The organism is Aequorivita sp. Q41, from assembly GCF_039831855.1.
Taxonomy (GTDB): domain Bacteria; phylum Bacteroidota; class Bacteroidia; order Flavobacteriales; family Flavobacteriaceae; genus Aequorivita.
The window spans coordinates 1891334-1916289 of the sequence record NZ_JBDPMS010000001.1 but is presented as its reverse complement, the minus strand read 5'-3'; the positions used below and the strand labels follow the sequence as shown (position 1 = coordinate 1916289).

The 24956-nt window shown below is 35.9% G+C and carries 25 protein-coding genes and 1 tRNA gene; 8 read left to right on the top strand and 18 right to left on the bottom strand.

Features of this window, described 5'->3' with window-relative positions; genetic code table 11:
* Position 1 precedes the first annotated feature (1 nt).
* The 8 genes from rplB to rpsL all read right to left on the bottom strand — a co-directional run bounded on the left by rplB (position 2) and on the right by rpsL (position 5950).
* Positions 2-826: a 50S ribosomal protein L2 gene (gene rplB, locus ABJ955_RS08800; RefSeq protein ID WP_068763093.1), complete on the bottom strand. Its 825-nt coding sequence runs from the start codon at positions 824-826 to the stop codon at positions 2-4.
* Positions 827-852: 26 nt separating this feature from the next.
* Positions 853-1143, bottom strand: a complete 291-nt coding sequence (gene rplW / locus ABJ955_RS08795) for a 50S ribosomal protein L23 (protein WP_045079239.1) — start codon at positions 1141-1143, stop codon at positions 853-855.
* A 7-nt stretch (positions 1144-1150) separates the two neighbouring features.
* The gene (gene rplD / locus ABJ955_RS08790; protein WP_347374212.1) at positions 1151-1780 is read right to left on the bottom strand and encodes a 50S ribosomal protein L4; all 630 of its coding nucleotides are present in this window, start codon (positions 1778-1780) and stop codon (positions 1151-1153) included.
* Complete coding sequence (gene rplC, locus ABJ955_RS08785; RefSeq protein ID WP_347374211.1) at positions 1780-2391, bottom strand: 50S ribosomal protein L3; 612 nt, start codon at positions 2389-2391, stop codon at positions 1780-1782. The genes rplD and rplC overlap by 1 nt, the downstream gene beginning before the upstream one ends.
* A gap of 167 nt (positions 2392-2558) precedes the next feature.
* Positions 2559-2864 carry a 30S ribosomal protein S10 gene (rpsJ, locus tag ABJ955_RS08780; RefSeq protein ID WP_010181931.1) on the bottom strand — a complete coding sequence of 102 codons (306 nt, stop codon included), beginning with the start codon at positions 2862-2864 and terminating at the stop codon, positions 2559-2561.
* An 11-nt stretch (positions 2865-2875) separates the two neighbouring features.
* Positions 2876-5008 (bottom strand): elongation factor G, encoded by a 2133-nt coding sequence (fusA, locus tag ABJ955_RS08775; RefSeq protein WP_347374210.1) that lies wholly within the window; start codon positions 5006-5008, stop codon positions 2876-2878.
* Between the two features lie 3 nt (positions 5009-5011).
* Positions 5012-5488 carry a 30S ribosomal protein S7 gene (gene rpsG, locus ABJ955_RS08770; RefSeq protein WP_347374209.1) on the bottom strand — a complete coding sequence of 159 codons (477 nt, stop codon included), beginning with the start codon at positions 5486-5488 and terminating at the stop codon, positions 5012-5014.
* 87 nt (positions 5489-5575) lie between these two features.
* The gene (gene rpsL, locus ABJ955_RS08765) at positions 5576-5950 is read right to left on the bottom strand and encodes a 30S ribosomal protein S12 (protein ID WP_014782632.1); all 375 of its coding nucleotides are present in this window, start codon (positions 5948-5950) and stop codon (positions 5576-5578) included.
* 187 nt (positions 5951-6137) lie between these two features.
* On the opposite strand from rpsL, the gene ABJ955_RS08760 reads away from it, so the two are divergent.
* From ABJ955_RS08760 to rlmB, 5 genes are all read left to right on the top strand, one after another.
* The gene (locus tag ABJ955_RS08760) at positions 6138-7835 is read left to right on the top strand and encodes a ShlB/FhaC/HecB family hemolysin secretion/activation protein (RefSeq protein ID WP_347374208.1); all 1698 of its coding nucleotides are present in this window, start codon (positions 6138-6140) and stop codon (positions 7833-7835) included.
* A gap of 120 nt (positions 7836-7955) precedes the next feature.
* Positions 7956-11012, top strand: a complete 3057-nt coding sequence (locus tag ABJ955_RS08755; protein WP_347374207.1) for a SusC/RagA family TonB-linked outer membrane protein — start codon at positions 7956-7958, stop codon at positions 11010-11012.
* Between the two features lie 19 nt (positions 11013-11031).
* Complete coding sequence (locus tag ABJ955_RS08750) at positions 11032-12495, top strand: RagB/SusD family nutrient uptake outer membrane protein (protein ID WP_347374206.1); 1464 nt, start codon at positions 11032-11034, stop codon at positions 12493-12495.
* A 22-nt stretch (positions 12496-12517) separates the two neighbouring features.
* Positions 12518-12961, top strand: coding sequence for a hypothetical protein (locus tag ABJ955_RS08745; RefSeq protein ID WP_347374205.1), 444 nt, complete (start codon positions 12518-12520; stop codon positions 12959-12961).
* Between the two features lie 127 nt (positions 12962-13088).
* Positions 13089-13826 (top strand): 23S rRNA (guanosine(2251)-2'-O)-methyltransferase RlmB, encoded by a 738-nt coding sequence (rlmB, locus tag ABJ955_RS08740; RefSeq protein WP_347374204.1) that lies wholly within the window; start codon positions 13089-13091, stop codon positions 13824-13826.
* Between the two features lie 3 nt (positions 13827-13829).
* Here the strand turns inward: rlmB and ABJ955_RS08735 are convergent, their stop codons facing one another.
* On the bottom strand, positions 13830-14600 hold the full coding sequence (locus ABJ955_RS08735) for a rhomboid family intramembrane serine protease (protein ID WP_347374203.1): 771 nt from the start codon (positions 14598-14600) through the stop codon (positions 13830-13832).
* Positions 14601-14764: 164 nt separating this feature from the next.
* Here ABJ955_RS08735 and ABJ955_RS08730 point away from each other — a divergent pair, with 164 nt between their 5' ends.
* Positions 14765-16042: a replication-associated recombination protein A gene (locus ABJ955_RS08730; protein WP_347374202.1), complete on the top strand. Its 1278-nt coding sequence runs from the start codon at positions 14765-14767 to the stop codon at positions 16040-16042.
* Here the strand turns inward: ABJ955_RS08730 and ABJ955_RS08725 are convergent.
* From ABJ955_RS08725 to radC, 6 genes are read right to left on the bottom strand one after another with little or no spacing between them, the layout of a single operon-like run.
* A complete protein-coding gene (locus ABJ955_RS08725) occupies positions 16039-16830 on the bottom strand; it encodes a hypothetical protein (protein ID WP_347374201.1) in 792 nt (263 codons plus the stop codon). The genes ABJ955_RS08730 and ABJ955_RS08725 overlap by 4 nt on opposite strands.
* The gene (locus ABJ955_RS08720; RefSeq protein WP_347374200.1) at positions 16827-18242 is read right to left on the bottom strand and encodes a DUF5723 family protein; all 1416 of its coding nucleotides are present in this window, start codon (positions 18240-18242) and stop codon (positions 16827-16829) included. Before ABJ955_RS08720 ends, ABJ955_RS08725 begins: the two co-directional genes overlap by 4 nt.
* A 1-nt stretch (position 18243) precedes the next feature.
* Entirely contained in the window at positions 18244-18792 is a 549-nt protein-coding gene (locus tag ABJ955_RS08715) for a hypothetical protein (protein ID WP_347374199.1), read from the bottom strand.
* A 48-nt stretch (positions 18793-18840) separates the two neighbouring features.
* Entirely contained in the window at positions 18841-19530 is a 690-nt protein-coding gene (locus ABJ955_RS08710) for a YjjG family noncanonical pyrimidine nucleotidase (protein ID WP_347374198.1), read from the bottom strand.
* On the bottom strand, positions 19523-20815 hold the full coding sequence (locus tag ABJ955_RS08705; protein WP_347374197.1) for a hypothetical protein: 1293 nt from the start codon (positions 20813-20815) through the stop codon (positions 19523-19525). The genes ABJ955_RS08710 and ABJ955_RS08705 overlap by 8 nt, the downstream gene beginning before the upstream one ends.
* A 6-nt stretch (positions 20816-20821) precedes the next feature.
* On the bottom strand, positions 20822-21517 hold the full coding sequence (gene radC, locus ABJ955_RS08700) for a DNA repair protein RadC (protein WP_347374196.1): 696 nt from the start codon (positions 21515-21517) through the stop codon (positions 20822-20824).
* Positions 21518-21646: 129 nt separating this feature from the next.
* Between radC and ABJ955_RS08695 the strand changes: the two genes are divergently transcribed.
* Both ABJ955_RS08695 and ABJ955_RS08690 read left to right on the top strand, forming a co-directional pair.
* Complete coding sequence (locus ABJ955_RS08695) at positions 21647-21844, top strand: hypothetical protein (protein ID WP_347374195.1); 198 nt, start codon at positions 21647-21649, stop codon at positions 21842-21844.
* 37 nt (positions 21845-21881) lie between these two features.
* Positions 21882-22091 (top strand): DUF1569 domain-containing protein, encoded by a 210-nt coding sequence (locus tag ABJ955_RS08690; protein ID WP_347374194.1) that lies wholly within the window; start codon positions 21882-21884, stop codon positions 22089-22091.
* A 143-nt stretch (positions 22092-22234) separates the two neighbouring features.
* Here ABJ955_RS08690 and ABJ955_RS08685 read toward each other — a convergent pair.
* From ABJ955_RS08685 to ftsZ, 3 genes are all read right to left on the bottom strand, one after another.
* Positions 22235-22308: transfer RNA gene (locus ABJ955_RS08685), tRNA-Arg, on the bottom strand.
* Positions 22309-22348: 40 nt separating this feature from the next.
* Complete coding sequence (locus ABJ955_RS08680) at positions 22349-22798, bottom strand: GatB/YqeY domain-containing protein (protein WP_347374193.1); 450 nt, start codon at positions 22796-22798, stop codon at positions 22349-22351.
* A 135-nt stretch (positions 22799-22933) separates the two neighbouring features.
* A complete protein-coding gene (gene ftsZ / locus ABJ955_RS08675; RefSeq protein WP_347374192.1) occupies positions 22934-24901 on the bottom strand; it encodes a cell division protein FtsZ in 1968 nt (655 codons plus the stop codon).
* Between the last annotated feature and the right edge of the window lie 55 nt (positions 24902-24956).

Genomic DNA, 24956 nt, shown 5'->3' with positions numbered 1-24956 from the left:
CTTATTTCTTTCTTCGTTCTAAGATATATTTATTACTCGCTTTCGTTTTAGTACGGGTTCTGTAACCTTTAGCAGGGATACCTTTTCTAGAACGTGGGTGACCTCCAGAAGATTTACCTTCACCACCACCCATTGGGTGATCGACAGGGTTCATCACTACTGGTCTTGTACGTGGTCTTCTACCCAACCATCTACTTCTACCAGCTTTACCAGACACCAATAATTGATGATCACTGTTTGATACGGCACCAATAGTTGCCATACAGTTTACCAAGATTAATCGGGTTTCACCTGAAGGAAGTTTAACGGTAGCATATTTTCCATCACGAGCCATTAATTGTGCGAAAGCACCAGCGCTACGCGCCATAATAGCTCCTTGACCGGGACGAAGCTCGATGCAGGAAATAATAGTACCTAATGGAATAGCTGAAAGTGGCATTGCATTTCCAATCTCCGGAGCAACTGCTTCCCCAGAAAGGATATTTTGCCCAACTTGTAGTCCGTTTTGTGCAATTACATAGCGCTTTTCACCATCTTGATAGTTTAAAAGCGCAATAAATGCAGTACGGTTTGGATCGTATTGAATACTAGCAACTGTAGCAGGAACACCCGCTTTGTCGCGTTTAAAATCGATAATTCGATATTTTTTCTTATGACCACCACCTATGTAGCGCATGGTCATTTTTCCTTGACTGTTTCTACCACCAGATCTTTTGTTCGGAGCAAGTAAAGACTTCTCCGGCTTATCGGTTGTAATGGCGTCAAAACCATTAACAACCCTAAAACGCTGACCTGGGGTGATTGGTTTTAATTTTCTTACTGACATTTGTGTCTAATTAAATCTAAGTCTCCTTAGATGTTACTGTAAAAATCTATTGTATCACCTTCCGCCACCTGTACGATTGCTTTTTTATAAGCGTTCGTTTTACCAGTTTGGACACCTGTCTTTGTATAACGGGTCTTCCTATCAGGGCGGACATTCATTGTGCGAACTTTTTCAACAGAAACTCCGTAAGCAGCTTCCACCGCTTTCTTGATTTCTACCTTATTCGCCTTTGGGTTCACTACAAAACCAAAAACATTTTTGTCTTCAGCATCTTTGGTAGCTTTTTCCGTAATTATAGGTTTAATTAAGATGTTCATCTCGTTTCTATTTACTTAAGTTTGTTTCAATTCCTTCCAAAGAACCTTCAAACAACACTACGCTGTTTGCATTCATAATTTTGTAAGTACTTAAATGTGAGTTAGTTATAACTTCAGTACCTTTCAAATTGCGAGAGGACAAATATACATTATTATTTAAGTCTCCCAACACAAATAAAGATTTTTTGTCATTAAGCCCTAAACTCTTTAAAACCGCGGTAAAATTCTTGGTTTTTGGAGTTTCAAAATTAAGGTCTTCAACCACATAAATTGCTTTATCGTTTGCCTTCATCGATAAGGCAGATTTACGTGCCAAACGCTTTAGGTTTTTGTTCAATTTAAAAGAATAGCTTCTTGGACGTGGTCCAAACATTCTACCACCACCTTTAAATACACCAGACTTAATACTTCCCGCACGGGCAGTACCAGTTCCTTTTTGTTTCTTTATCTTTCTGGTAGAACCAGCGATCTCAGCACGTTCCTTTGCTTTGTGAGTTCCTTGTCTTTGATTGGCAAGGTATTGTTTCACATCAAGGTAAACAGCGTGATTGTTAGGCTCTATTCCGAACACATCTGCAGAAAGTTCAACTTTCCGACCTGTGTCTTTTCCGTTTATATCTAATACAGCTACCTTCATTATTTCTCGATCATTACATAAGCGTTTTTATGGCCAGGAACTGCTCCTTTTACCACAAGTAGGTTCTTTTCAGGAACTACTTTCAAAACTCTTAAATTTTCTACTTTTACTCTTTCATTCCCCATTTGGCCCGCCATTCTCATTCCTTTGAATACTCTCGCAGGATACGATGCAGCCCCAATAGAACCTGGTGCACGTAGACGGTTATGCTGACCGTGTGTGGCTTGCCCTACACCGCCAAAACCGTGACGTTTTACAACCCCTTGGAAACCTTTACCTTTAGATGTACCCGCGATATCCACGAATTCTCCTTCAATAAAATGCTCCACCGTAATTGTGTCACCTAATTTGTAATCTTCTTCAAATCCCTTGAATTCGGCGACTTTGCGTTTTGCAACGGTTCCTGCTTTTTTGGCATGCCCTTCAGCAGCTTTAGTTACAGTCTTCTTGTCATCGAAACCAAGTTGAAGAGCTTTGTACCCGTCAACCTCTATGGTTCTGACTTGGGTAACAACACAGGGTCCTGCTTCAATAACGGTACACGGAATGTTCTTTCCGTTCTCGTCAAAGATGCTGGTCATCCCTATCTTTCTTCCAATTAACCCAGACATATTTAATTATTTATAATTAGTACTTATTTAAATTCTCTATTCAAAAAAACAGGGTCAAAATAAATTCAACCCTGAATATTATTTTGTTTCCGTTTTTCCCCAACCATCGTTGAGGACATTTTTTTGTTTTTTGTAGGCGCTTGATACATCGAGCGCCTACAAGAAAACTATACTTTGATCTCTACTTCTACACCACTTGGCAACTCTAATTTCATTAGAGCGTCAATTGTTTTTGAAGAAGAACTGTAGATATCCAAAAGTCTTTTGTAAGAACTTAATTGGAATTGCTCTCTACTTTTCTTGTTCACGTGTGGAGAACGTAATACTGTAAAGATTTTTTTGTGTGTTGGTAAAGGAATTGGCCCTGTAACTACAGCTCCAGTACTCTTTACGGTCTTTACGATTTTTTCAGCAGATTTGTCCACTAAATTGTGATCGTAAGATTTTAACTTTATTCTTATTTTTTGACTCATTGCTGAAATTATTATTCGTTAGCGGTTCCTCTTGCTGCTGCAATAACACTTTCTGAAATATTAGAAGGTGTTTCTGCATAATGTGAAAATTCCATAGTTGAAGTTGCACGACCAGAAGATAATGTTCTTAATGTGGTTACATAACCAAACATTTCAGAAAGTGGCACTTCGCCTTTTATTACTTTAGCTCCGGCACGATCGCTCATGTTACTAATTGTACCACGACGACGGTTAAGGTCACCAACAATATCACCCATGTTTTCTTCAGGTGTAAGCACCTCAAGTTTCATTATAGGCTCAAGGATTACAGCTCCAGCTTTTTTGGCAACTTCTTTGAAACCAATTTTTGCAGCCAATTCAAAAGACAATGCATCCGAATCCACAGGGTGGAAAGATCCGTCTTTTAAAGTAACCTTCATACTATCTACTTCAAACCCTGCAAGTGGACCATTGATCATTGCTTGTTTGAACCCTTTTTCAACAGAAGGGATAAATTCTTTTGGCACGTTACCACCTTTTACAGCGTTAATGAATTCCAATCCAACTTTTCCTTCTTCAGCTGGTTCAAGCGTAAATACGATGTCAGCAAATTTACCACGACCACCAGATTGTTTTTTGTAAACTTCTCTATGATCTGCAACTTTAGTAACTGCTTCTTTGTACTCAACTTGTGGTTGCCCTTGATTTACTTCAACTTTAAATTCGCGACGTAAACGGTCTACAATAATATCTAAGTGAAGCTCACCCATTCCAGAAATAATAGTTTGTCCAGAAGCTTCGTCTGTACGCACTTGGAATGTTGGATCTTCTTCAGCAAGCTTTGATAAAGCCATACCTAATTTATCTACATCCACTTTTGTTTTAGGCTCTACCGCGATACCAATTACTGGATCTGGAAAGTCCATACTTTCTAAAACAATAGGGTTTTTTTCATCAGACATGGTATCACCAGTCTTAATGTCTTTAAATCCAACTGCTGCTCCAATATCTCCAGCTTCGATATAATCGATAGCGTTTTGCTTGTTAGAGTGCATTTGGTAGATACGAGAGATACGTTCTTTTTTACCTGAACGGTTGTTCAAAATATACGAACCTGCATCCAAACGACCAGAATACACACGGAAGAAAGCCAAACGACCTACGAAAGGATCTGTAGCAATCTTAAATGCTAATGCTGCGAAAGGAGCTGATACATCAGGCTTACGGATTTCTTCTTTTTCAGTATCAGGGTTTACACCAATAATACCTTCTTTATCTGTTGGAGCTGGTAAATAACGACATACAGCATCTAAAAGAAACTGAACTCCTTTATTTTTAAATGAAGAACCACACACCATTGGTATAATAGACATATCCATTACAGCAGCACGAAGTGCAGCGTGCACTTCATCTTCAGTAATAGAATCTTCATCTTCCATATATTTTTCAAGCAAGTTTTCATCATATGCAGCAACTTCTTCAATAAGTTTACCACGTAAAATCTTTGCTTCAGCTTTTAATTCTTCAGGAATTTCAACAACATCAAATGTTGCCCCAAATGAATCATCATGCCAAACTACAGCACGGTTTTTCACTAAATCCACAATTCCTTTAAAGTCTGCTTCATCACCAATATTCAAAACGATTGGCACTGCATTAGAGCCTAACATTTCTTTTACTTGCTGACAAACAGCCATAAAGTTTGCACCTTGACGGTCCATTTTATTTACGAAACCAATACGAGGCACTTTATAGTTATCCGCAAGTCTCCAGTTTGTTTCAGATTGGGGCTCAACACCGTCTACTGCACTAAAAAGAAAAACCAAACCATCAAGAACACGTAACGAACGGTTTACCTCTACGGTAAAATCTACGTGACCAGGAGTGTCAATAATGTTAAAGTGGTAGTCTTTAGTTTCAGGAAGTGGCTGTGCGTTTTCTAATGGAAACTTCCAAGTACAAGTAGTAGCAGCAGATGTGATAGTAATACCACGTTCTTGCTCTTGCTCCATCCAGTCCATGGTTGCAGCTCCATCGTGAACCTCACCAATTTTATGGCTTACCCCTGTGTAAAAAAGGATACGCTCTGTAGTAGTGGTTTTACCAGCATCAATATGCGCAGCAATTCCAATATTTCTTGTGTATTTTAAATCTCTTTGTGCCATTTTTTAGAATCTGAAATGTGAGAATGCTTTGTTAGCTTCTGCCATTTTATGAGTATCCATACGTTTCTTTACAGCAGCACCTTCTTCTTTTGCTGCAGCAAGAATCTCACCTGCTAATTTCGCAGCCATAGATTTCTCGTTTCTTTTTCTTGAATAGGTAATTAACCACTTCATTGCAGTTGCAATTTTACGGTCTGGACGAATTTGCATAGGTATTTGGAAGGTTGCCCCACCTACTCTACGACTACGCACCTCTACGTGAGGCATAACATTAGAAAGTGCATCTTTCCAAAGCTCCAACGCTGTTTTTTCGTCGTCTTGTTTCTTTTCATCTACAATGTCAATTGCATCATAGAAAACTTTGAAAGCCACACTCTTTTTTCCATCCCACATCATGTTGTTTACGAAACGCGTAACCAACTGGTCGTTAAACCTTGGATCTGGCAAAAGGGGTCTTTTCTTGGCCTGTCTTTTTCTCATTTGTTGTTTGTTAATGGTAAATCAATTCGTTTTTAACCTATATGCAATAAATTGCACAGCTACGAATAATTTAACCCGTTTTCATTTTTACTTCTTTGGGCGTTTTGCTCCGTACTTAGATCTACGTTGTGTGCGGCCTGCAACACCAGCGGTGTCTAATGCTCCACGAACAATGTGATACCTAACTCCTGGCAAATCTTTTACCCTTCCACCTCTAACCAATACTATCGAGTGCTCTTGGAGATTGTGTCCTTCGCCTGGGATGTATGCGTTTACCTCCTTACCGTTTGTTAACCTTACCCTTGCTACTTTACGCATAGCAGAGTTTGGCTTCTTAGGTGTAGTAGTATATACACGCGTACAAACACCACGACGTTGTGGGCACGAATCCAAAGCAACCGATTTACTCTTCTTGGTTATTTTGGTTCTTCCTTTACGTACTAATTGTGAAATTGTTGGCATATAAAATATGTATTATTACTGTTTAAAAATAAAACACCCCTATTTTTAGGGGATGCAAATGTAGAATATTTTTTTCACTAATCAAACCTTAGTGAATTAATTTTCAGCATACTTTCATTATTTTTTTATTTTGAATATGAAATCGCAACTTGAAACGTTAGTTTTACAGAGTTAATTTTCGCAGTTTTTGAAACAAATTTTATACTTTTTCGTATACCTTAATATATATACCTGTTTTTTCTTCGGAATAAAAGCACAGGAACTCAGTCTTTCTATAAAAAGCGAAAAGCTAATTACCGAAGCCACGCTAGATTCTTTACAAATGCAAACAAATTTTAGCGATTTTGCATCGCTAAAAAAAGAAACCGACACCATTCATTTAAAAATACAACGAATGGGCTATATTGAAAGTGAACTTCTTGAAATACAAAAAGAAAACGACAGCAGCTACACCGCACACTTTTTCTTTGGAAAAAAATACAACGAATTAAAAATATTTTATTCGGAAGAAGATTTCAATCAAAAAGAATTGCAACGGGTTACCTCCGAAATAACAGACACCTATTTTATCCTTCCTTTTGAAACAATCCCGAATTCATTAAAAAAACTTACCGCGCTTCGCAATCAAAAAGGAAATGCCTTTGCCCGATTACGACTTATCGATTTTACAAAGGATGAAAACGACAAACTTTCCGCAACCTTAGCTGTTGCAAATGGAAACATAAGAATCGTAGACTCGATCGCAATTAAAGGCTATGAAAAATTTCCACAATCGTTTATAAGATATTACGCTGGAGTAAAAAAAGGAGCTGTCTTTAATCAACAAAAATTGATTACACAAAATGAAAACCTAAACAGCCTCGGTTTTGTCTCCACCATAAAACCCCCTGAAGCACTTTTTAGAAAAGACTCTACCGTGGTATATTTTTATTTAGAAAAACAAAACAACAATCTTTTTGATGGTATTCTCGGTTTTGCTACAAACGAAGACACCCAAAAACTGGAATTTAATGGCTATTTAAACTTAGAACTAAACAACAACCTGAATTACGGGGAGCAATTATTAATAAACTACAAATCTGACGGAAAAGAACAGGTTAATTTTAGAACCAAACTAACACTTCCATATGTATTTAAAACTCCATTTGGGGTTAGTGGAGAATTAAAAATTTTTAAAAGAGACAGCACTTTTATAACAACAGAACAACAATTAAAAGCAACGTATCAAATAAACCCAACTTCAACTACCTATATCGGCTATAGAAGCTACGACTCTAGTAATTTATTAGACATTGCAGTTGCAGGAAATCCTGTGGAGAATTTTAAATCAAAATTCCTCATCGCTGGCGCAACTTACTTAAAACCACAAAACAAGATTCTTTTCCCAATTAAAACCGCTATTTCTATTGATGCAGGTATAGGAATACGCGATACAGAAGGCAAGACCGAAGATCAATTACGAGTGGAAGCAACTCTCAATAACATATTCAATTTAAATTTTAAAAATTCGATTTTCTTACAAAACATAACCAGCGTTCTCTTTAGTGACACATATTTAGTTAATGAACTGTTTCGTTTTGGAGGCATAAACAGCATTCGCGGTTTTAATGAAAACAGCATAGACGCATCGCTTTTTTCAATTTTAAACACCGAGTACAGATATCAATTTAATGATGGGGTATACATACACAGCATTATAGATTTTGGCTATTTTGAAAACGAAACACAATCTTTAAAACAAAACCTCTACAGCTATGGGGTTGGCCTCGGACTTAACACTAAAGCCGGTTTATTCAAATTTAATATCGCAAATGGCAATTCAGACAGCCAAGACTTTAACTTTTCGAACACAAAAATACACATCAGTGTTTCTTCAAAATTTTAAGATTTCTGTCTTAAAACCGCCTTACTTCGCAAATAAAACGCAAAAATTGGGAGCAAATACTTGTGTAATTAACTTTTTATTATGATTTTTGCCGTTGGCTAATTCAAATAATTTATAAAAATGAGAACAAAGTTTAGTGGAATCTTAACGCTAGTATTGGCGTTAGTTGTGCAGCTTACCTTCGCACAGCAAAAAACTATTACAGGTACAGTGACGGACGACACAGGTCTGCCATTGCCTGGTGCAAACGTTATAATCAAGGGCACGAGCTCTGGAACACAATCGGATTTTGATGGAAATTACACCATCGCTGCCAATGTGGGACAGACACTTACCTTTAGTTATGTAGGTTTTGACACCAAGGAAGTAAAAGTAGGAGCTCAAAATAGCATTAACATTACTTTAAACCCAGGGGCTTCTCTGGAAGAGGTTGTTGTTACTGGGTACTCTACAAGAAACCAAACAGTGCAAACTTCGGCGGTAGTTTCGATTTCAGCTTCTGAAATTTCTGAACTCGCACCAACAACCAGTATCGATAACCTTTTACAAGGTAAAGCTGCAGGTGTACAGGTAACTTCTGCTAACGGTAAGCCTGGACAAGGAGCGTTTGTACGTATTCGAGGAACTGGTTCACTAACAGCTGGAGCATCATCACCACTTTACATTGTGGATGGAGCTACAATTAGAGAAGAAGACCTTGGTCAGATTGCAAATGAAGACATTGAAAACATTACCATTCTTAAGGATGCTGCTACTACTGCTAGATACGGTTCACGTGGTGCAAGTGGGGTTGTGGTTATTACTACAAAAAATGGTAAGAGAAATAAAGATGCAACTGTTAGATTCAGTTCAAGATATGGTGTAACATCTATGATTGAACAGAATTTTGATATTATGAACATCGACCAAAAACTTCAGTATGAAGCTGAGCTTTATGCATTAGGTCTTGGATCCGCTGCACTTCCAGGTGTTTCAACAGAACCTGGTAGCCCAGAAAGACAAGAATTAATTAATCGTGCTGCAGACTGGCAAAATTTAGGAATTAAAGAAGGTATTATTTCAAGTAATAGCGCTTCTGTTTCTGGTGGTGCTGATAAAGTAGATTACTTTTTCTCTATCGGTAATGATAGAAATACTGGTATCATTAATAACTTAAATGGTTTCGAAAGAACAAACACTCGTTTGAATGTTAATTTTGATGCTAAGGAATGGCTTTCAATTGGTGTTAATGCTGGATACTCTCACTCTATTAGTGATGAGCCTCGTGATAGAAACAACTCTCAAAACTTATTTAGATTCCTTTACGATGTGAATCCTTACGAGGAGCTTTACACATATGATGTTGATGGAAACCAAATATTTAACCAATACGGTGACCCAGTTTACAATCCAACTAACACTACTTTTGCTGGTATTGGATCAATTCTTACTGAACCATCTACTGATTCTTGGAATAGCTTTTTAGCAAGTGCTAATGCTGATGTAAAATTATCTAAAAACTTTACGTACTCATTTAGATACTCCCTTACCTCAAACAATCGCAGAAGAGATAGCTACTCTATACCTGGAGGTGTATTGCAACTTGCAATTGGTAATGCTGATTTAGATGGTAACAAGCTAGATACAGAAACATTCCGTACAGACATTACAATCAGCAACAACCTTAACTATAACTTAAACAAGAACGATCACAGCTTAAACGTACTTGGGTTATACGAATACAACGTAAATTCAGCTAGAAACATTGTTGCAAGAAATATAGGTTTCCCAACACCTGTACTTTCTACACAAGTTAATGCTTCACAAATAAATGCTGCATCTACAAGTGCATCTAGATTGACTTTACTTTCTTATGGTTTATTTGCTGATTATGACTATAAAGAAAAATACTTAGCATCTGCATCTGCTAGATACGATGCTTCTTCTAACTTTGGTAAAGACAACCAGTGGGGTCTTTTTTATAGTTTCAGTTTAGGTTGGAACATTGCTAAAGAAAATTTCTTTAATGCTGATTTTGTTGATGACTTAAAGTTAAGAGCAGCTTATGGTACTGTAGGTAATAGAAATGGTATTGACAGATACGCTTCTCAAGGAACAGTAAGCTATGCGCTTTCTTATCCAGGAGGACCATCTTCAACCCCTTTTAATATTGCAAACCCTGAATTACAGTGGGAAACTACTATTACTTCAAACATTGGTTTAGAATTTAACATGTTTAACAACAGAGTACGAGGTGTTGCTGATTATTTCATTAGAAATACACAAGATCTTTTATTTGAAATTCCAAGAGCTGATGAATCTGGTATAAACACAGTTACTGGTAACTTAGGAGAAATTGAAAACAGCGGTCTTGAATTATCTTTATCTGCTGATGTATTTAGAACTCCAGACTTTACTTGGACTTTAGGCGCTAACATCATCTTCCTAGATACTGAAATTATTTCCCTTCCTGATGGAAATGACTTAGCTCCACCACTTGCTTATAACATTTTGTATCGTGAAGGTGCTAAAATTAATGAGCATTACTTAGTACGTTACGCTGGTGTTGATCCTGCAAATGGTAGACCTCAGTATTATACTGCAGAAGGCGACATCGTTTATGCTGATCAAATCAATCAAGATACTGACCGTGTATTACAAGGTAAGTCTACTATCGCAGATAAAGAAGGTGGTTTCTTTACAAACTTAAACTATAAAGGTTTTGGATTAAGAGCTGATTTCGTATTCAAATCTGGAAACTGGATTAACAACTTTGTTAGATCTAACTTAAACTCTGATGGAGCTTTAACAGACAACCAAGCTGTTTCTGCTTTGAACTACTGGCAACAACCTGGTGACACTAATGTTTTACCAGATCCTAGAACTACACTTACTGGTGAAAATGACATTAATTCTGATAGATTCCTTGAAAAAGGTGATTATATCCGTATGAGAAACGTAACATTGTCTTACAACCTTCCTCGTAAGTATATGGACAACCTACCTTTCAATTCATTTAGAATCTATGTTCAAGGACAAAATCTATTGACTTTTACAGAATTTTATGGAGATCCTGAAGTAGGTCTTTCTTCTGGAGAAACAATTAGCTTTGCAGACGCAGTAGCTCCTGGTGAAGCAACTTTATATAGCTATCCAAACACTAAATCAATTCAAATTGGTTTGGACGTAAGTTTCTAATTTTTAAAAAAAAAGTAAAATGAAAAATATATTTAATAAAATAATAGCAGGTGTCTTTGTTATTGGAGCATTAGCTTCTTGTGAAGACAACTTGGATCAAATTCCTTTTGATTCATTATCAATCGATAATGCCTATAGCTCTCCTCAAGATTTTGAGAACGCTATTAGAGGTACCTATGAAGGTTTAATCTCTTCAGATGATTTATCTACCACTGTTGGTATGTATGGTTATATTGGTTCTGGCTCTATGTTAAGTGCTCCAGATATTCTTTCAGATAACGTTACCCTTTCACAAAATGGTCGTTTTACTGCAAGAGATTTGCATGACTGGGATTACAATGGAAATTCAACAATTACCACTGTTTACAATAATGCTTATACTATTATCTACAGAGCTAATTTAATATTAGACAATGCAGATAACTTTGAAGATGATTCGAAAGCTAACATCCTTGCAGAAGCTAAAGCGCTTAGAGCAATGGCACATTTAAACATAGTTTCTTTTTTCGGAAAGATTCCTACGCAATCTGCTGACGCAAATTCTAGCCTAGGTGTTGCTTATGTTACTAGTGTAGATCAATTTCAAACTCCAGCAAGAAATACAGTTGGTGAGAACTATGCCGCTATTGTTAAAGATTTAACTGAGGCCGTTGAAGACATCAATGTATCCAATGGTGTAGGAAGAATGGGTAAAAATGCAGTAAACTTATTGCTATCTCGCGTTTATTTATACATGGGAGAATGGCAAAAAGCTGCTGATGCAGCTGCTGAAGTTACAACTGCGATTGCACCTATGGATTCTTTCGTAGATATCTGGGATGACACTAGCACTGCTGGGCTTATCTTTTCTATTCCAAATACTGAAACTACAACTAACAACGCCATTGGTGTTAGCTGGTCTCAAGGAACAAAAGCTGCTATTACAAATGAATACGTAGCTTCATTTGAATTAGTGAACTTGTTTGCTGCTGATGATGTTAGAAAAGAAGCATATATCTTTACTGGGAAATCTCAAGGGGTTGAATACAATTCAATCAGAAAATTATTTGGTAAGCAAGGAGCAACTACTCAATTAAGTAATGGTGTTGTAGACTACAAAATACTTAGAGCTGCTGAAGCTGCACTTAACCGTGCTGAAGCACTATACAATATTGGTGGAAGAGAAGCTGAAGCTCGTGCTGCTTTAGATGAATTAAGAACGAAAAGATATACAACGCCTCCAAGTGGAGAAACAGGTACAGCTTTACGCGATGCTATCCGTTTAGAAAGAAGACTAGAATTAGCTTTTGAATACCAACGTTTCTTCGATTTAAAAAGATGGGGACTTCCAGTTCAAAGAGAGAATTTTGGAGATATTATAGATGGAAGCGGAACTCCTTCTGAAGATTTATTACTACCAGCTGGAAGTAATCTATTTCAATTGCCATTTTCGCAAACGACAATAGACAAGAATCCTAACATAGCTCAAAATCCAGGATATTAATAATCTTTAAAAAATTAAAACAATGAAAAAATTTAGAATATTATATTTATTAGGATTACTAGTTGTCCTAGCTACTGCCTGCGAGTCTGATAATAATGAATTCGATGCAGACCGTACTACCATTGTTGGTTTTACAGATAAATCTAAGAACATTAATAGTATTCCAGAAGGTGGATCAAAATCAACTACTGTTAAAGTATTTGTAAATGACGTTTCTACTGAAGATAGAACATTTAATGTTATTGAAGTACCTATCGAGGATCCAGTAACTAATCCTCCAACAGATGCAGGAAACTACTCATTTCCATCTTCTCTAGTTATTCCAGCTAACTCTAGAGTTGGCGAAATTGAAGTAACTGGAATTGATGTTACAATTACAGATGAACGTAGCTACTTTTCAATTGCAATTGAAGGAAGCGCGACTGTAGTTTCAGGAACTAAATCAGTAATAGGACTTAGAAATTAATTTTAAAAAGTTTTATTTAATATACTTAAAACACCCCTTACTTATAAGGGGTGTTTTTTTATAGGTATAATCCTGTTTATTCTACTTACCTTTGCCCCCTACATAAATTAAGTATTACTTACACTCAATGAGCGACAAAACAAACACTATATTCGGCATCTATCCTATTAAAGAAGCTTTAGCATCAAAAGTTGTTTTTGACAAAGTTTATGTTCAAAAAGGAATTGAAAGCGATAAAATTGACTGGTTAATTAAAGATCTGGAAAAAGAAAACATCCAAGTAAATCTTGTTCCTTTTGAAAAACTGAATAGGCTTACAAGAGGAAATCATCAAGGGATTGTAGCCCTAACCTCTCCGGTTGCTTTTCACACACTAGAAGCTGTAGTAGAAAAAGCTTTAGAAGCTGAAAAAACTCCCCTATTCCTTATTTTAGACCAGATTACCGATGTGAGAAATTTTGGAGCTATTTTACGCACCGCAGAATGTACGGGTGTTGATGCTGTAATTATTCAAAAAACAGGGGGTGCACCAGTATCTGGTGATACTGTAAAAACTTCTGCAGGGGCTATATTTAAAATTCCAATTTGTAAAGTAGAACATATTAAAGACGCTATTTTCTACCTACAAGGATCCGGAATTACAACTCTTGCAGCTACTGAAAAAACAAACGATCAAATTTATTCTTTAGATTTAAAAATACCCCTAGCCATAATTATGGGATCAGAAGGAAAAGGTGTTTCCAAATCAGTGCTTAGCTTGGTTGACCAAAAAGCTTCCCTACCTTTGCTTGGAGAAATAAACTCTTTAAATGTTTCTGTAGCTTGTGGTGCCTTTCTGTATGAAGTAGTACGCCAAAGAAACTAAAACCTATTTTGTTTTAGAATCAGTATTTTTTCGATGCGTATACACAATTTTAATTCGCCTTACTTTCCCCACAACTGTTTCCGTAGTAGCATTTTCAATAGGCTCTTCTTTTATAGGCTCTATAAAATTCCCATGGGCATCAAATTGCCGTAAAAATGGATCATTATCTGGGTTAAAATCCTCTTTCTCCCATTCATACTTTTTATTTTGAACTGGGTTTCCTTTAAAGAAAAAAGCAAATACCAAACCAATAAAAAACCCTGAAAGATGACCTTCCCATGAAATGTCTGGATTCACTGGAAACACATACCATAACATTCCACCATAGAGAAACACGACCGCTAGTGATAGCGCAGTAAGTTGAAATTGTTTTGAAAAAATTCCCTTAAAAAACAAAAAAGCTGCCAATAAATACACCACTCCACTGGCACCTATATGAAGGGATGGCCTACCAATTAACCAAGTAGCAAGCCCTGTAAGTAACAACCCAAAAATTAAAACCTGCCAACGAATTGGTCGATAGAAATAAAATAAGGCAGAGGTAAGCACAAATAGGGGAATGGAATTATTAAAAAGGTGCTGTAAGCTTCCATGAATAAAAGGACTAAATATAATGCCTCGCAAACCTTCAACCTTTCGGGGATACACCCCAAAAGAATTAAAATTTAAACCAAAACGAGATTCCACCCAATATACAATCCAAATTACTATAACAAATAGCAAGGGATATCCAAACACTTCTGGGCTAAATTTTAGATGATTCTCAGTAGACATATACAACCTATTACAAAAAACAATCCTCAAATCAATTTAATGATAAATTGTCAGTCAAGAGAATAAAATTGTAATTTTGAAGTGGATTTAATTGAACTGAGGATTAAAAAAGTTACTCATAGCCGAATTCTACTTTATAATCCAAATAAATTAAAGAATAAAAAATGAACGCACCCCTCGCTGAACGAATCCGACCACAAAATCTTGAAGGATATTTAAGTCAGCAGCATCTCGTTGGTCCTAAAGGCTCACTCACCTCTCAGTTAAACACAGGCATGATTCCTTCAATTATATTATGGGGACCGCCAGGAACTGGAAAAACGACCCTTGCAAATATAATAGCTAACGAAAGCGGCAGGCCGTTTTATACGCTAAGTGCAGTGGATAGCGGTGTGGCTGCCGTAAGAGAAGTGATTGAGAAAGCAAAGAAGAGTGACACCTTATTTTCGACAAAAAATCCTATTCTCTTTATTGATGAAATACACCGCTTTAGTAAATCACAACAAGATTCATTATTAGGTGCTGTAGAAAAAGGATGGATTACATTGATTGGGGCAACTACCGAAAATCCGAGTTTCGAGGTTATTCCCGCGCTTTTATCTAGGTGTCAAGTGTATGTTTTAGAGTCTTTCAGTCGGCAAGACATGGAGGCTTTATTAAACAGAGCTTTAAAGGAGGATGAAATAATAGCTAGAAAAAAAGTAACTTTAAAAGAAACCGAAGCGCTTATAAGGCTTTCTGGAGGAGATGCACGTAAGCTCCTAAATATTTTAGAGTTAGTAATTCTTTCAGAAAAAAAAGAAAAAGTTGTAATTACAAATGAACTGGTAATGCAAAAAGCACAAAAAAATACGGTGCTCTATGACAAAACTGGCGAACAACATTACGATATAATCTCTGCTTTTATAAAATCTATCCGAGGTAGCGATCCAAACGCAGCAGTATATTGGTTGGCACGAATGATTGAAGGCGGAGAAGACATTAAGTTTATTGCCCGAAGAATGGTTATCCTTGCATCTGAAGATATTGGCAATGCAAACCCCAATGCACTATTATTGGCAAACAGTACTTTTCAGGCTGTTAGCACAATTGGTTATCCAGAAGCACGAATTATTTTAAGTCAGTGTGCTATTTATTTAGCAACTTCGCATAAAAGTAATGCGTCCTACAAAGCGATTGGTGAAGCGCAACAGTTGGTAAGACAAACCGGCGACCTTTCAGTTCCGTTATCCATACGGAATGCGCCAACCAAACTTATGAAACAATTGGGTTATGGAAAAGAATACGAATACGCCCACAATTATGAAGGTAACTTTGTCCCCCATGAGTTTTTGCCTGAAGAAATTAAAGGCACCACCTTTTATAAACCAGGTAACAATCCAAAAGAAAACGCACTAAAGACATATTTAAAACAACTTTGGAAAGAGAAATATAGTTTTTAGTTTTCTGCTTTAAAAACCTTAAACATAGCATCATTCTTGATCGTTAAATTTCCCGAAGGATCAAAAGTAGCATCATAACTGTTACCAGAGACATCCATATATTTTACAACTTTACCCATAACTATAATTTTGCCTTTTAGAAGAAGTCCATCAGCTGCAGTTGTAGCTTCTTCGTAGAGGGAATAACCTTCTGTCGTTTTACGAAGCAGAAATGTCTTTCCAGAACTAGAGTAATTAGAAAATTTTGAATCTGGGAGTATGTTTCCTGAAACATGAGACGCCTTAGGCTTAACTACCTTTGTAACAGGCTCATTTAGTGTCTCTTCTGCTGCAGTAGCATTGGCCTTATCCGCTAATAAAACAATATCTTTTTGCTTTACTCCCATACCCTCAATGCTTGAGAATGCTTTTCGCAAGGCATCTTGATAAGATTTATCAAATTCTTTATACTTACTTTTCCCTTCTGAGCTTCTATAAATTTCAACATCATTACAATCTTTTATTACGATTTGAAGCTTTGTTCCTAGAATCATTTTTAGCTTTTCAACATTTGCATACAAACCATCACAACGATTGGCATTAGGAGCCAATTCACTTAAATAAGCATTATAACCACTTTTTTCAAAGTAAAACTTTGTCATAGAATTTAATTGAAATTGATCTTTTTCATTTAAAAAATCAAACTGATCGGGCACTACAATATAGCTATAGTCACTTAAATTTTTATTTTGAGAAAACGCATTTAAGGTAAGTAATACTGAAATTGAGAGTATAAAAAATCGTGTCATTCTTCGTCTATAATAATGTTAAATCCTAATTGTAAAGATACACTTTTTGCCTTTGCCAAATTACCATACTTTAAGAGGTTATCAGCTGCTAGGTAAAAATTTAAGTTTCCAATAGTAGTTGACATTCCCAGTCCTATATTTGAAGTTGCGTAAGAATCAATAGTATAGGTCGCTTTAGTAGACAAAAATTCTGACAACCTTCTATGGTAATAAAAAGTACCTGCCAATTGGGCGCCTTTGGGCCTAAAAATAGAATAAAACTGCAAACCTATATTATGCTTATATATATTTCCATTGTCCATATTAAGGCAATCGCAAGCACCTGAGGAATTAAAAAATCCAAATCCATAGTTAATCGCTGCATTAAGTTTTACCGGACGCATCTGTGTATATCCACTATAAATTGTGTCAATTGGAAATTCTCTTTCTAGCTCATCTTCAAGATCTTCATAATACGGAAATGTAGTTTCCCCTTGACTTAAAGGCGGGAAAAGTAAGTTTATTCCATCCAACGTGTAATTTCCATGTGCAGTATACGTTTCTACATCCTTTGAGTGAAATATAGCACCAAGATCTATAGCACTAGCAGAAACGCTTAATGCACTAGTTATATCGTAATTAAAGCCTAAATCCACTCCAACACCAATATTACCCCCAAACAGTGTTCGCCCCAATATTTCACCAACTATTTGTGATGAAGTCTCCATTTCAGTTAAAGAAGCTATGCCAGAAGTTTGCACACTAACATTTGCATTCTTTACAGTATGTTCATAAATATTTTCTGAATTTTCATCGCCCAATGTAGTTACAAAAGTTCCGTAATTATTTACACTTCGAAAACTAGCCATACTTGAATACAGCTTAAAGCGGATACCTAGATTCAATTTATTTGTAATCTGTTTGTTGAGTCCGAAATGATACACAGTTAAAAAATCGCCCGTAGTGCTTATTTCCCCAAAATTGAATTCGTAGTCTAAATAATCGCGATTTCCTTGCCAAGTAAGAATTGCTAAATCTCTTGGGAAGTAAAATATAAAATCAAATTCCTGATAAATTCCGCCAGAAAAGTAGATTTCATTCTGAGCTCTCCAACCAAAATTAACAAGTTCTAACTGCTGCGTAGCCGTAAAAAAGTCAGTATTTTTCATTTCGAATATCTTTTCAGTAATCCGATCATTTATATCGCCCGTACCTTCTTTAAAAATATCATATACCGTAACACCTGAAGAACCACCATTAAAGTGTAATTGTGAAAGAAAAGGAATCCCGTAATGTTTTTTCTGGGGTACTTTAGCACCTGGATTAAGCAGTAGCGATTGCGGCACATCGTCAAACCCGTACAGTATTTGCTTATTTTGAGAAATAGCAAACACCCCTATGAGGCAAAAAATATAGACAAGTATATACTGCATTCTAGTTTTTTTCGAAAAAATATGTTGTTTTGGATTTCAGGTTTAAAACTCCATCTAGATTTGCTTCAGAAGAGGGAATGGTTACCGAAACCACAACTTTATTTGCTTTTGTAAGCTCTAATATGTCTTCGCCTGCAACATTATGGAAAAACTCTGTATTTACTGGTTTTGCTACCGTACCCGAATTTACAGATGTCGCCGTTACGTATGTAGTATCATTGCGTTCGCTTAAAAACTGAAAATCTACAAGAAAACTTCGGGGGATACTATTAGTAAATTTAAAATAAAATTCCGCTCGAATTAAGTTATCTTGAATTGAACTATCATCCAAAAATTTAATTTGAGTGGTATCACGAACAGTAAGAATTGGCGTTGCATTTATAGAATCGTAAAAATGAGTAGCAGGAAGATTAAAATAAATTAAATCCAGTTCAACTATTGGAGTTAAAGCAACATCATCTGCCTGTTCAAAATCTGTATCTTGGATACAGGCAGAGAAAAGAAAGCATCCACACACCAAAAGAACTGAAAAATTAATGATTTTATTCATAAATAGGTCGTTTACTTGATGTTAACGCAATTTTACACTGAATTATTACTATAAATAATTTTTAATCTCATAAAGTTCATTAATTGCAATATAGGGCGTTTTTATCGCTTCATTTCTATAATTAAAAAACAAAGTGTGCATTCCAGCCTTATTTGCCCCCATAATATCTGCTTCAAGGCTATCACCAATCATTATACTTTTTTTAGCTAATGCGGAAGCTTTTTTTAACGCAGTTTGAAACACAAGTGGGTGTGGTTTTTTCAAACCTATCTCTTCAGAAGTTGTAACGGTTGAAAAATATTTTTTAATCCCACTATTTTGTAATTTCAAATGTTGTACGGTTTCAAAACCATTTGTAATTATGTGGAGTTTGTATTTGCTTGAAAGATAATTTAGAATAGCTATGGTATCTACAAAAAGATGATTGTCTACAGGAAGTTCTTCAATATAGCTATCTGCAAGTGCATCGATGGTTGCCAGTGGGTATTGTACTTTAAAAATCTTAAACGTTTCGGTTAAGCGTCCTCTTCTAAGTTCTTCTTTGGTAACCCGTTCTTCTCTATATTTTTTCCAATAAACTAAATTTATTGGCTCATATTCTTTTAAAAAATCAGTTAACGACAGATCGATATTGTGTTTTTTAAAAACACGTTCAAAAGCCAAACTAGAATTTCGATCAAAGTCCCATAAGGTATGATCTAGATCAAAAAAAACATCTGTTATTTCACTTTTAAGCATATTCTTGTAATTTTTCTGCAAAAATATTCCGCCACACTTTATTACTTTCTGTGGATGAAAGGTCTTTATTTGAAAAAATCATTGTAAAAGTACCATTTACTTCTGCCACAGAATTTAGAAGTCTATACACTGTTTTCTCTATATCAGAAGCGTACTTTTTCTGAAATGCAAGCGTGGTCATCGCTGCAGGGTGGACAATCAATGGGGTTTTAATTTCATAATCCAAATCATAAAAAAGAAAAGGGGTGCACGTTCCTGCTCGAAAACCTACCGTATCACGAAAAACCATTGTAAAATCACGCTTTACTTCTAGTTCAACTAAATGACGGTATATATCTGGTAGGTTTACTAAATATTCTGAATTCATAGAATTAGAAAGCTTACGATTGGTAATTTCTTCAATTCTGCGTTTTTCACTTTTTAGCATTTCGTAATTACAGAGTGAATTAAACGAAAAAATAAGTCCAACTTCTTTATAATCTGAAACGTATTTTATTAATAATTTAAATTTTTGTCGGTGGGTATTCATACTTTCATTAAAGGATAAGGAATTGCCTAAAAGAAAGAAAATAGTAAAATTGAAATCACTCCTAGTAGCTTTGTTTACAATCCATTTAAAAGTGTCTAATGGATCACGCTTTATGCCTAATATAACTTGTGTTCTGGTAAAAATACTACGTAATTTACCTTTAAATAAACTGTTTACATACCCCACTAGGGAACGAAACAATCCTTTCTGCTTATATGCATAAGGCTGAGCCGCTTCGATTACAGGGTGAATTGCAATTTTTTTTTGAGGGAATTTCATATCAGGAAAAGCTTCCAAAAGCTTAGACTTAAACAAATATGCCCAAATATCTACAATGGGCTGTTGAAGAAAACCCTCCTTAAAAGCCAAACTTTCTGAAGCCATAAAACGCCCTAATTCATCTTTTACGTGTGGCAAATACTCTTCGTAGCGCGTAATCATATAAAAACTGGATGCAAAAATATCAAAAGGAAGGCCACTCGTATTTGAAACTGCAAAAAAGCCATAGGTTTCCCCCCATTTTTTTACGGTAACCTCAAAAGATTCAAGCCCTTGTTGCTCCAGTAAGCCATGGCTTTGAAAAAAAAGTTCATTGCCTAAAGGCTTTTTTCCATAGGAAATTTTAGGACCAGTATGTGCGATAAACTCTTCAATTACCGAAGTAAAAATAACATCAACCCCTAAAATTCGCAGACAAATGTGCTTAAAAATATAAGATATTCTAGGAGTAATTTTTTGGGTATAGATTAACAACATAAAAGGTTACAGCATATTTTCATCAGCAAAGCTAAAGTACGCTTTTTCGGTAATAATAAGGTGATCCAATACTTTTATGTCTAAACTTTCCCCTGCAGTTTTTAACTTTTTTGTAAGCTGGATGTCTGATTGACTAGGTTTCAAAGTACCTGAAGGATGGTTATGTGCCAAAATAATACCTACAGCACCGAGTTGCAAAGCTTCTTTAAAGGTTAAACGAACATCGACGATAGTTCCAGTAATCCCTCCTTTACTTAACTGAGCACTTTTTATAATTTTGTTTGAATTATTTAAATAAAGAATCCAAAACTCTTCATGTGGAAGTTCCCCAATTACAGGTTGAATATATTCGAATACAGAGTTACTAGAGCTTATCTTTTTCCGTTCCAACGCTTCCCCTGCTCTTCGCCTACGCCCTAATTCCATCGCTGCTATAATACTAATTGCCTTGGCTTCACCTATGCCTTTAAATATCTTTAAATCGGAAATAGAAAGTCTTCCTAATTCACTTAAATTATTACCAACTGTGGCTAAAATACGCTGACTTAAAGAAACCGCACTCTCATTACGACTTCCTGAACTAATAAGAATAGCAATAAGTTCTGCATCGCTAAGCGCCGTATGACCTTTTAGCACTAATTTTTCGCGAGGACGATCGTCTTCGTTCCAATTTTTAATGGAAAAGAAATTATTTTCTTCCATAACCTAAGCTTTATACTAAAGATAACAAACTAATTATTAGCAACATACAATTATAAAACAATCTTTGAAATTAATTTCATTTAAAAATATATTTAATACTTTTAAATATTCACTTCAACAAACCAAACTATGAAATCACTTTTCTCCCCTCAGGTCTATGACGAAACACGTAAAAGAATACACAAACTCCAGGAAAATGCTGAAAACGAATGGGGTAAAATGACTCCAGCACAAATGCTACATCATTGTCAAGCACCCTTAAACATTATGCTTCAAAAAGATGATTACGGATTAAAACCTAATTTTTTCGCAAAGCTTTTTTTTTAAGAAAATGCTTTATAACGATACTTTATACAAAAAAAACATGCCCACAGCCTCCATAATGAGAGAAGAGGAGCCTAGAGATTTTAAGGTAGAGAAAATAAATCTCCTCTCATTATTAAAAGAGCTTGAAAGCCAGAAAGAGCGTGAACAATGGGCACCACACCCTCTTTTTGGGAAATTTACGCCACAACAATGGGGACAAATGCAGTACAAACATTTAGACCATCATTTAAAACAGTTTAATGTTTAAAGTGGTTGTGAATAATGGCACTGCTTAAAGACTGGTTAACGCCAAGTGCAATGGAGTACTCCGGTTAAAACGCCGTTTTGAAAATAAAAAAAGAGAAAAAATATTCTTGAGCAAGCCCAGAAATTTTTTCTCTTTTTTTGTCGTGACCGCGGAGGGATTCAAACCCCCAACCCTCAGAGCCGAAATCTGATGCGCTATTCAGTTGCGCCACGCGGCCTTTTCAGTATTTTAAAAAATCAATCTAATACTAAAATAAATTATGAAAGCTTTGCTTTTACAGCTGTTGAAATAGTTTTCCCATCAGCCTTACCCGCAAGTTTTGCAGTTGCCAAGCCCATTACTTTTCCCATATCTACCATTGAAGAAGCACCAGTTTCAGCAATAATCTGGTCTACGATTTTAATTACTTCTTCTTCACTTAACTGTTGTGGTAAAAACTGCTCAATTACTTTTGCTTGGAGCAATTCTGGTGCTGCAAGATCTTCACGACCTTGCTCCTTATAAATTGCAGCACTATCCTTTCGCTGTTTTACTTGCTTTTGAAGCAACTTTATTTCGTCTTCTTCTGAAATAGCTACTTTTGAACCTGTTTCGGTCTGCGCCAATAACAGTGCAGATTTAACGGATCGCAATGCTTCTAATGATTGAGCATCCTTTGCTTTCATAGCGGTTTTCATTGCTACCATTATCTTTTCCTGTAAGCTCATTTCTTTGTTATTTTTAGACTGCGAAGATACTTAATAAAGCGGAAACACGAAATAGTTTACTTTGGATTTACCCCTATAAAAAAGCACCAATATGATAATTGGTGCTTTAATTTTATAGGGTAAATTAAAAAAATATCAATCTACGTTATCGTGTAAAAATGAATTATTTTTTCGCAATTCAATTTCATCATCTTCAGTATTTACTGATGTTCTTGAAATACTCGATTCGTTTTTAGTTTCGTTCAAATCAATTCCCATGCGTTTGTATGCAGGTTGTTTTTCAATTTCATCTAAGCGAGAAGGGCTATTTGAAAATTTATAATTAAACTCTTTCATTTTTCTTTTTCGCTCTTCGGTACGTTCTATCAATAATTTTGAAATTGGCGAATTTAATGGGTCATCATTTTTGTTTAAATCAGCTTCGTTAGCCTCTGGTTCAGAAACTGTTCTTTTTTCAAAAACAATTTCTTCTTCCTCCACATCTTCTGCCATTAATTTTGAAGGCTTTGCGCTATTAAGATTGTTTTCAACTTCCTGATAATCATCTAAGCTATATCTTTTAACTCCTTCCCCAGAAACTTCAGTAACAGGTATAATCTCCACATGGTCTTGAACCTCTATTTCTTTTAAGTCAAAGAAAATATTTTCTTCTGTTTGCGCTGGTTCATTTATTTTAGTTGAAGTAGAGTTTATAGGAAGATCAAACATCAATATTTGATCATCTTTTTCCTCTGAACTCCTTTCAACCTTCTCTTCTTGTCTTTTTGGTGCTTCAACAATTACAAATTCATTTACATTTATTTTGTTGACCTCTACTTGGTTGAAATCCTCTATATTTTCAGCTTTTACTTCTTCGTAAGAAACAGGCATGTTTTTAAGCAATTCTGACGTTTTAATATAACCATCAAAGGGTAATTTTTCAGTTACTTCTGTATCATCAAACAAGGTATGCTTTACAATTGGAGTTGCCGCTTTTGGCGGATTGCTAACCAATGGCTTTTCTGGCAATCGCACTGACGAAGCAGTTGGTTTTGGAGTAAGATTTTGCTCTGCACGTTGTTCGTCTTCCAGGGTATGAATAATCTTTTTTGTTTCGGTATTTACTATTTCGTTTTGCTGTTCTACATTAAAACCCGTTGCAATTACAGTAATAGAAATTGAACCTTCAAGAGTCTCCTCTTCACCCACCCCCATAATAATGTTTGCTCCGTGGCCAGCTTCATCTTGAATATGATCACTTATTTCGCCAATCTCATCGATTGTAATTTCATCTGAACCAGAAACAATAAGCAGTAAAACATTTTTAGCGCCTTTAATTTTATTATCGTTCAGCAATGGGGAATCTAAGGCCCTCCCGATAGCTTCTTTGGCTCTATTAGCACCAGAAGCAGTTGCACTTCCCATAATTGCGGTGCCACTATTTGCCAGCACTGTTTTGGCATCACGAAGGTCAATGTTTTGAGTATAGTGATGCGTAATAACTTCGGCTATACCACGAGCAGCGGTGGCCAAAACTTCATCAGCTTTTGAAAACCCTGCTTTAAAGCCTAGGTTTCCATATACTTCACGTAATTTATTATTGTTTATAACTACTAATGAATCTACATTCTGACGTAGTTTTTCTACACCTATCTGAGCTTGTTCATTTCTAGTTTTACCTTCAAACTGAAAAGGAATGGTTACAATTCCAACAGTTAGAATATCCATATCTTTAGCCATTTTGGCAATAATCGGTGCTGCACCAGTACCCGTACCACCTCCCATACCAGCAGTAATAAATATCATCTTAGTATTGGTGGTAAGCATGCTACGAATCTCTTCCATGCTCTCAACCGCAGACTGCTCGCCAACTTTTGGATTAGCACCAGCACCCAATCCTTCTGTAAGTGAAACACCCAATTGGATTTTTACTGGTACAGGGCTATTTTCTAGCGCTTGTGAATCTGTATTACAAATTACAAAGTCAACTCCCTTTATGCCCTGACTAAACATATGGTTAATGGCATTACTCCCGCCTCCACCTACACCAATTACCTTTATCACATTTGATTGGTTCTTGGGCAGATCAAATGAAATGTTTTCAAATTCTGTTTTGCTGCTCATAATTATATTTTTTATCGCAATTTTTTTATTTTTTTATTCCGATTACTAATCGGTA

Excerpts from the sequence above, each read along its gene's own strand:
- rplB (WP_068763093.1), bottom strand. The coding sequence starts at position 826 with ATGTCAGTAAGAAAATTAAAACCAATCACCCCAGGTCAGCGTTTTAGG.
- rplW (WP_045079239.1), bottom strand. The coding sequence starts at position 1,143 with ATGAACATCTTAATTAAACCTATAATTACGGAAAAAGCTACCAAAGAT.
- rplD (WP_347374212.1), bottom strand. The coding sequence starts at position 1,780 with ATGAAGGTAGCTGTATTAGATATAAACGGAAAAGACACAGGTCGGAAA.
- rplC (WP_347374211.1), bottom strand. The coding sequence starts at position 2,391 with ATGTCTGGGTTAATTGGAAGAAAGATAGGGATGACCAGCATCTTTGAC.
- rpsJ (WP_010181931.1), bottom strand. The coding sequence starts at position 2,864 with ATGAGTCAAAAAATAAGAATAAAGTTAAAATCTTACGATCACAATTTA.
- fusA (WP_347374210.1), bottom strand. The coding sequence starts at position 5,008 with ATGGCACAAAGAGATTTAAAATACACAAGAAATATTGGAATTGCTGCG.
- rpsG (WP_347374209.1), bottom strand. The coding sequence starts at position 5,488 with ATGAGAAAAAGACAGGCCAAGAAAAGACCCCTTTTGCCAGATCCAAGG.
- rpsL (WP_014782632.1), bottom strand. The coding sequence starts at position 5,950 with ATGCCAACAATTTCACAATTAGTACGTAAAGGAAGAACCAAAATAACC.
- ABJ955_RS08755 (WP_347374207.1), top strand. The coding sequence starts at position 7,956 with ATGAGAACAAAGTTTAGTGGAATCTTAACGCTAGTATTGGCGTTAGTT.
- ABJ955_RS08750 (WP_347374206.1), top strand. The coding sequence starts at position 11,032 with ATGAAAAATATATTTAATAAAATAATAGCAGGTGTCTTTGTTATTGGA.
- ABJ955_RS08745 (WP_347374205.1), top strand. The coding sequence starts at position 12,518 with ATGAAAAAATTTAGAATATTATATTTATTAGGATTACTAGTTGTCCTA.
- rlmB (WP_347374204.1), top strand. The coding sequence starts at position 13,089 with ATGAGCGACAAAACAAACACTATATTCGGCATCTATCCTATTAAAGAA.
- ABJ955_RS08735 (WP_347374203.1), bottom strand. The coding sequence starts at position 14,600 with ATGTCTACTGAGAATCATCTAAAATTTAGCCCAGAAGTGTTTGGATAT.
- ABJ955_RS08730 (WP_347374202.1), top strand. The coding sequence starts at position 14,765 with ATGAACGCACCCCTCGCTGAACGAATCCGACCACAAAATCTTGAAGGA.
- ABJ955_RS08725 (WP_347374201.1), bottom strand. The coding sequence starts at position 16,830 with ATGACACGATTTTTTATACTCTCAATTTCAGTATTACTTACCTTAAAT.
- ABJ955_RS08720 (WP_347374200.1), bottom strand. The coding sequence starts at position 18,242 with ATGCAGTATATACTTGTCTATATTTTTTGCCTCATAGGGGTGTTTGCT.
- ABJ955_RS08715 (WP_347374199.1), bottom strand. The coding sequence starts at position 18,792 with ATGAATAAAATCATTAATTTTTCAGTTCTTTTGGTGTGTGGATGCTTT.
- ABJ955_RS08710 (WP_347374198.1), bottom strand. The coding sequence starts at position 19,530 with ATGCTTAAAAGTGAAATAACAGATGTTTTTTTTGATCTAGATCATACC.
- ABJ955_RS08705 (WP_347374197.1), bottom strand. The coding sequence starts at position 20,815 with ATGTTGTTAATCTATACCCAAAAAATTACTCCTAGAATATCTTATATT.
- radC (WP_347374196.1), bottom strand. The coding sequence starts at position 21,517 with ATGGAAGAAAATAATTTCTTTTCCATTAAAAATTGGAACGAAGACGAT.
- ABJ955_RS08695 (WP_347374195.1), top strand. The coding sequence starts at position 21,647 with ATGAAATCACTTTTCTCCCCTCAGGTCTATGACGAAACACGTAAAAGA.
- ABJ955_RS08690 (WP_347374194.1), top strand. The coding sequence starts at position 21,882 with ATGCCCACAGCCTCCATAATGAGAGAAGAGGAGCCTAGAGATTTTAAG.
- ABJ955_RS08680 (WP_347374193.1), bottom strand. The coding sequence starts at position 22,798 with ATGAGCTTACAGGAAAAGATAATGGTAGCAATGAAAACCGCTATGAAA.
- ftsZ (WP_347374192.1), bottom strand. The coding sequence starts at position 24,901 with ATGAGCAGCAAAACAGAATTTGAAAACATTTCATTTGATCTGCCCAAG.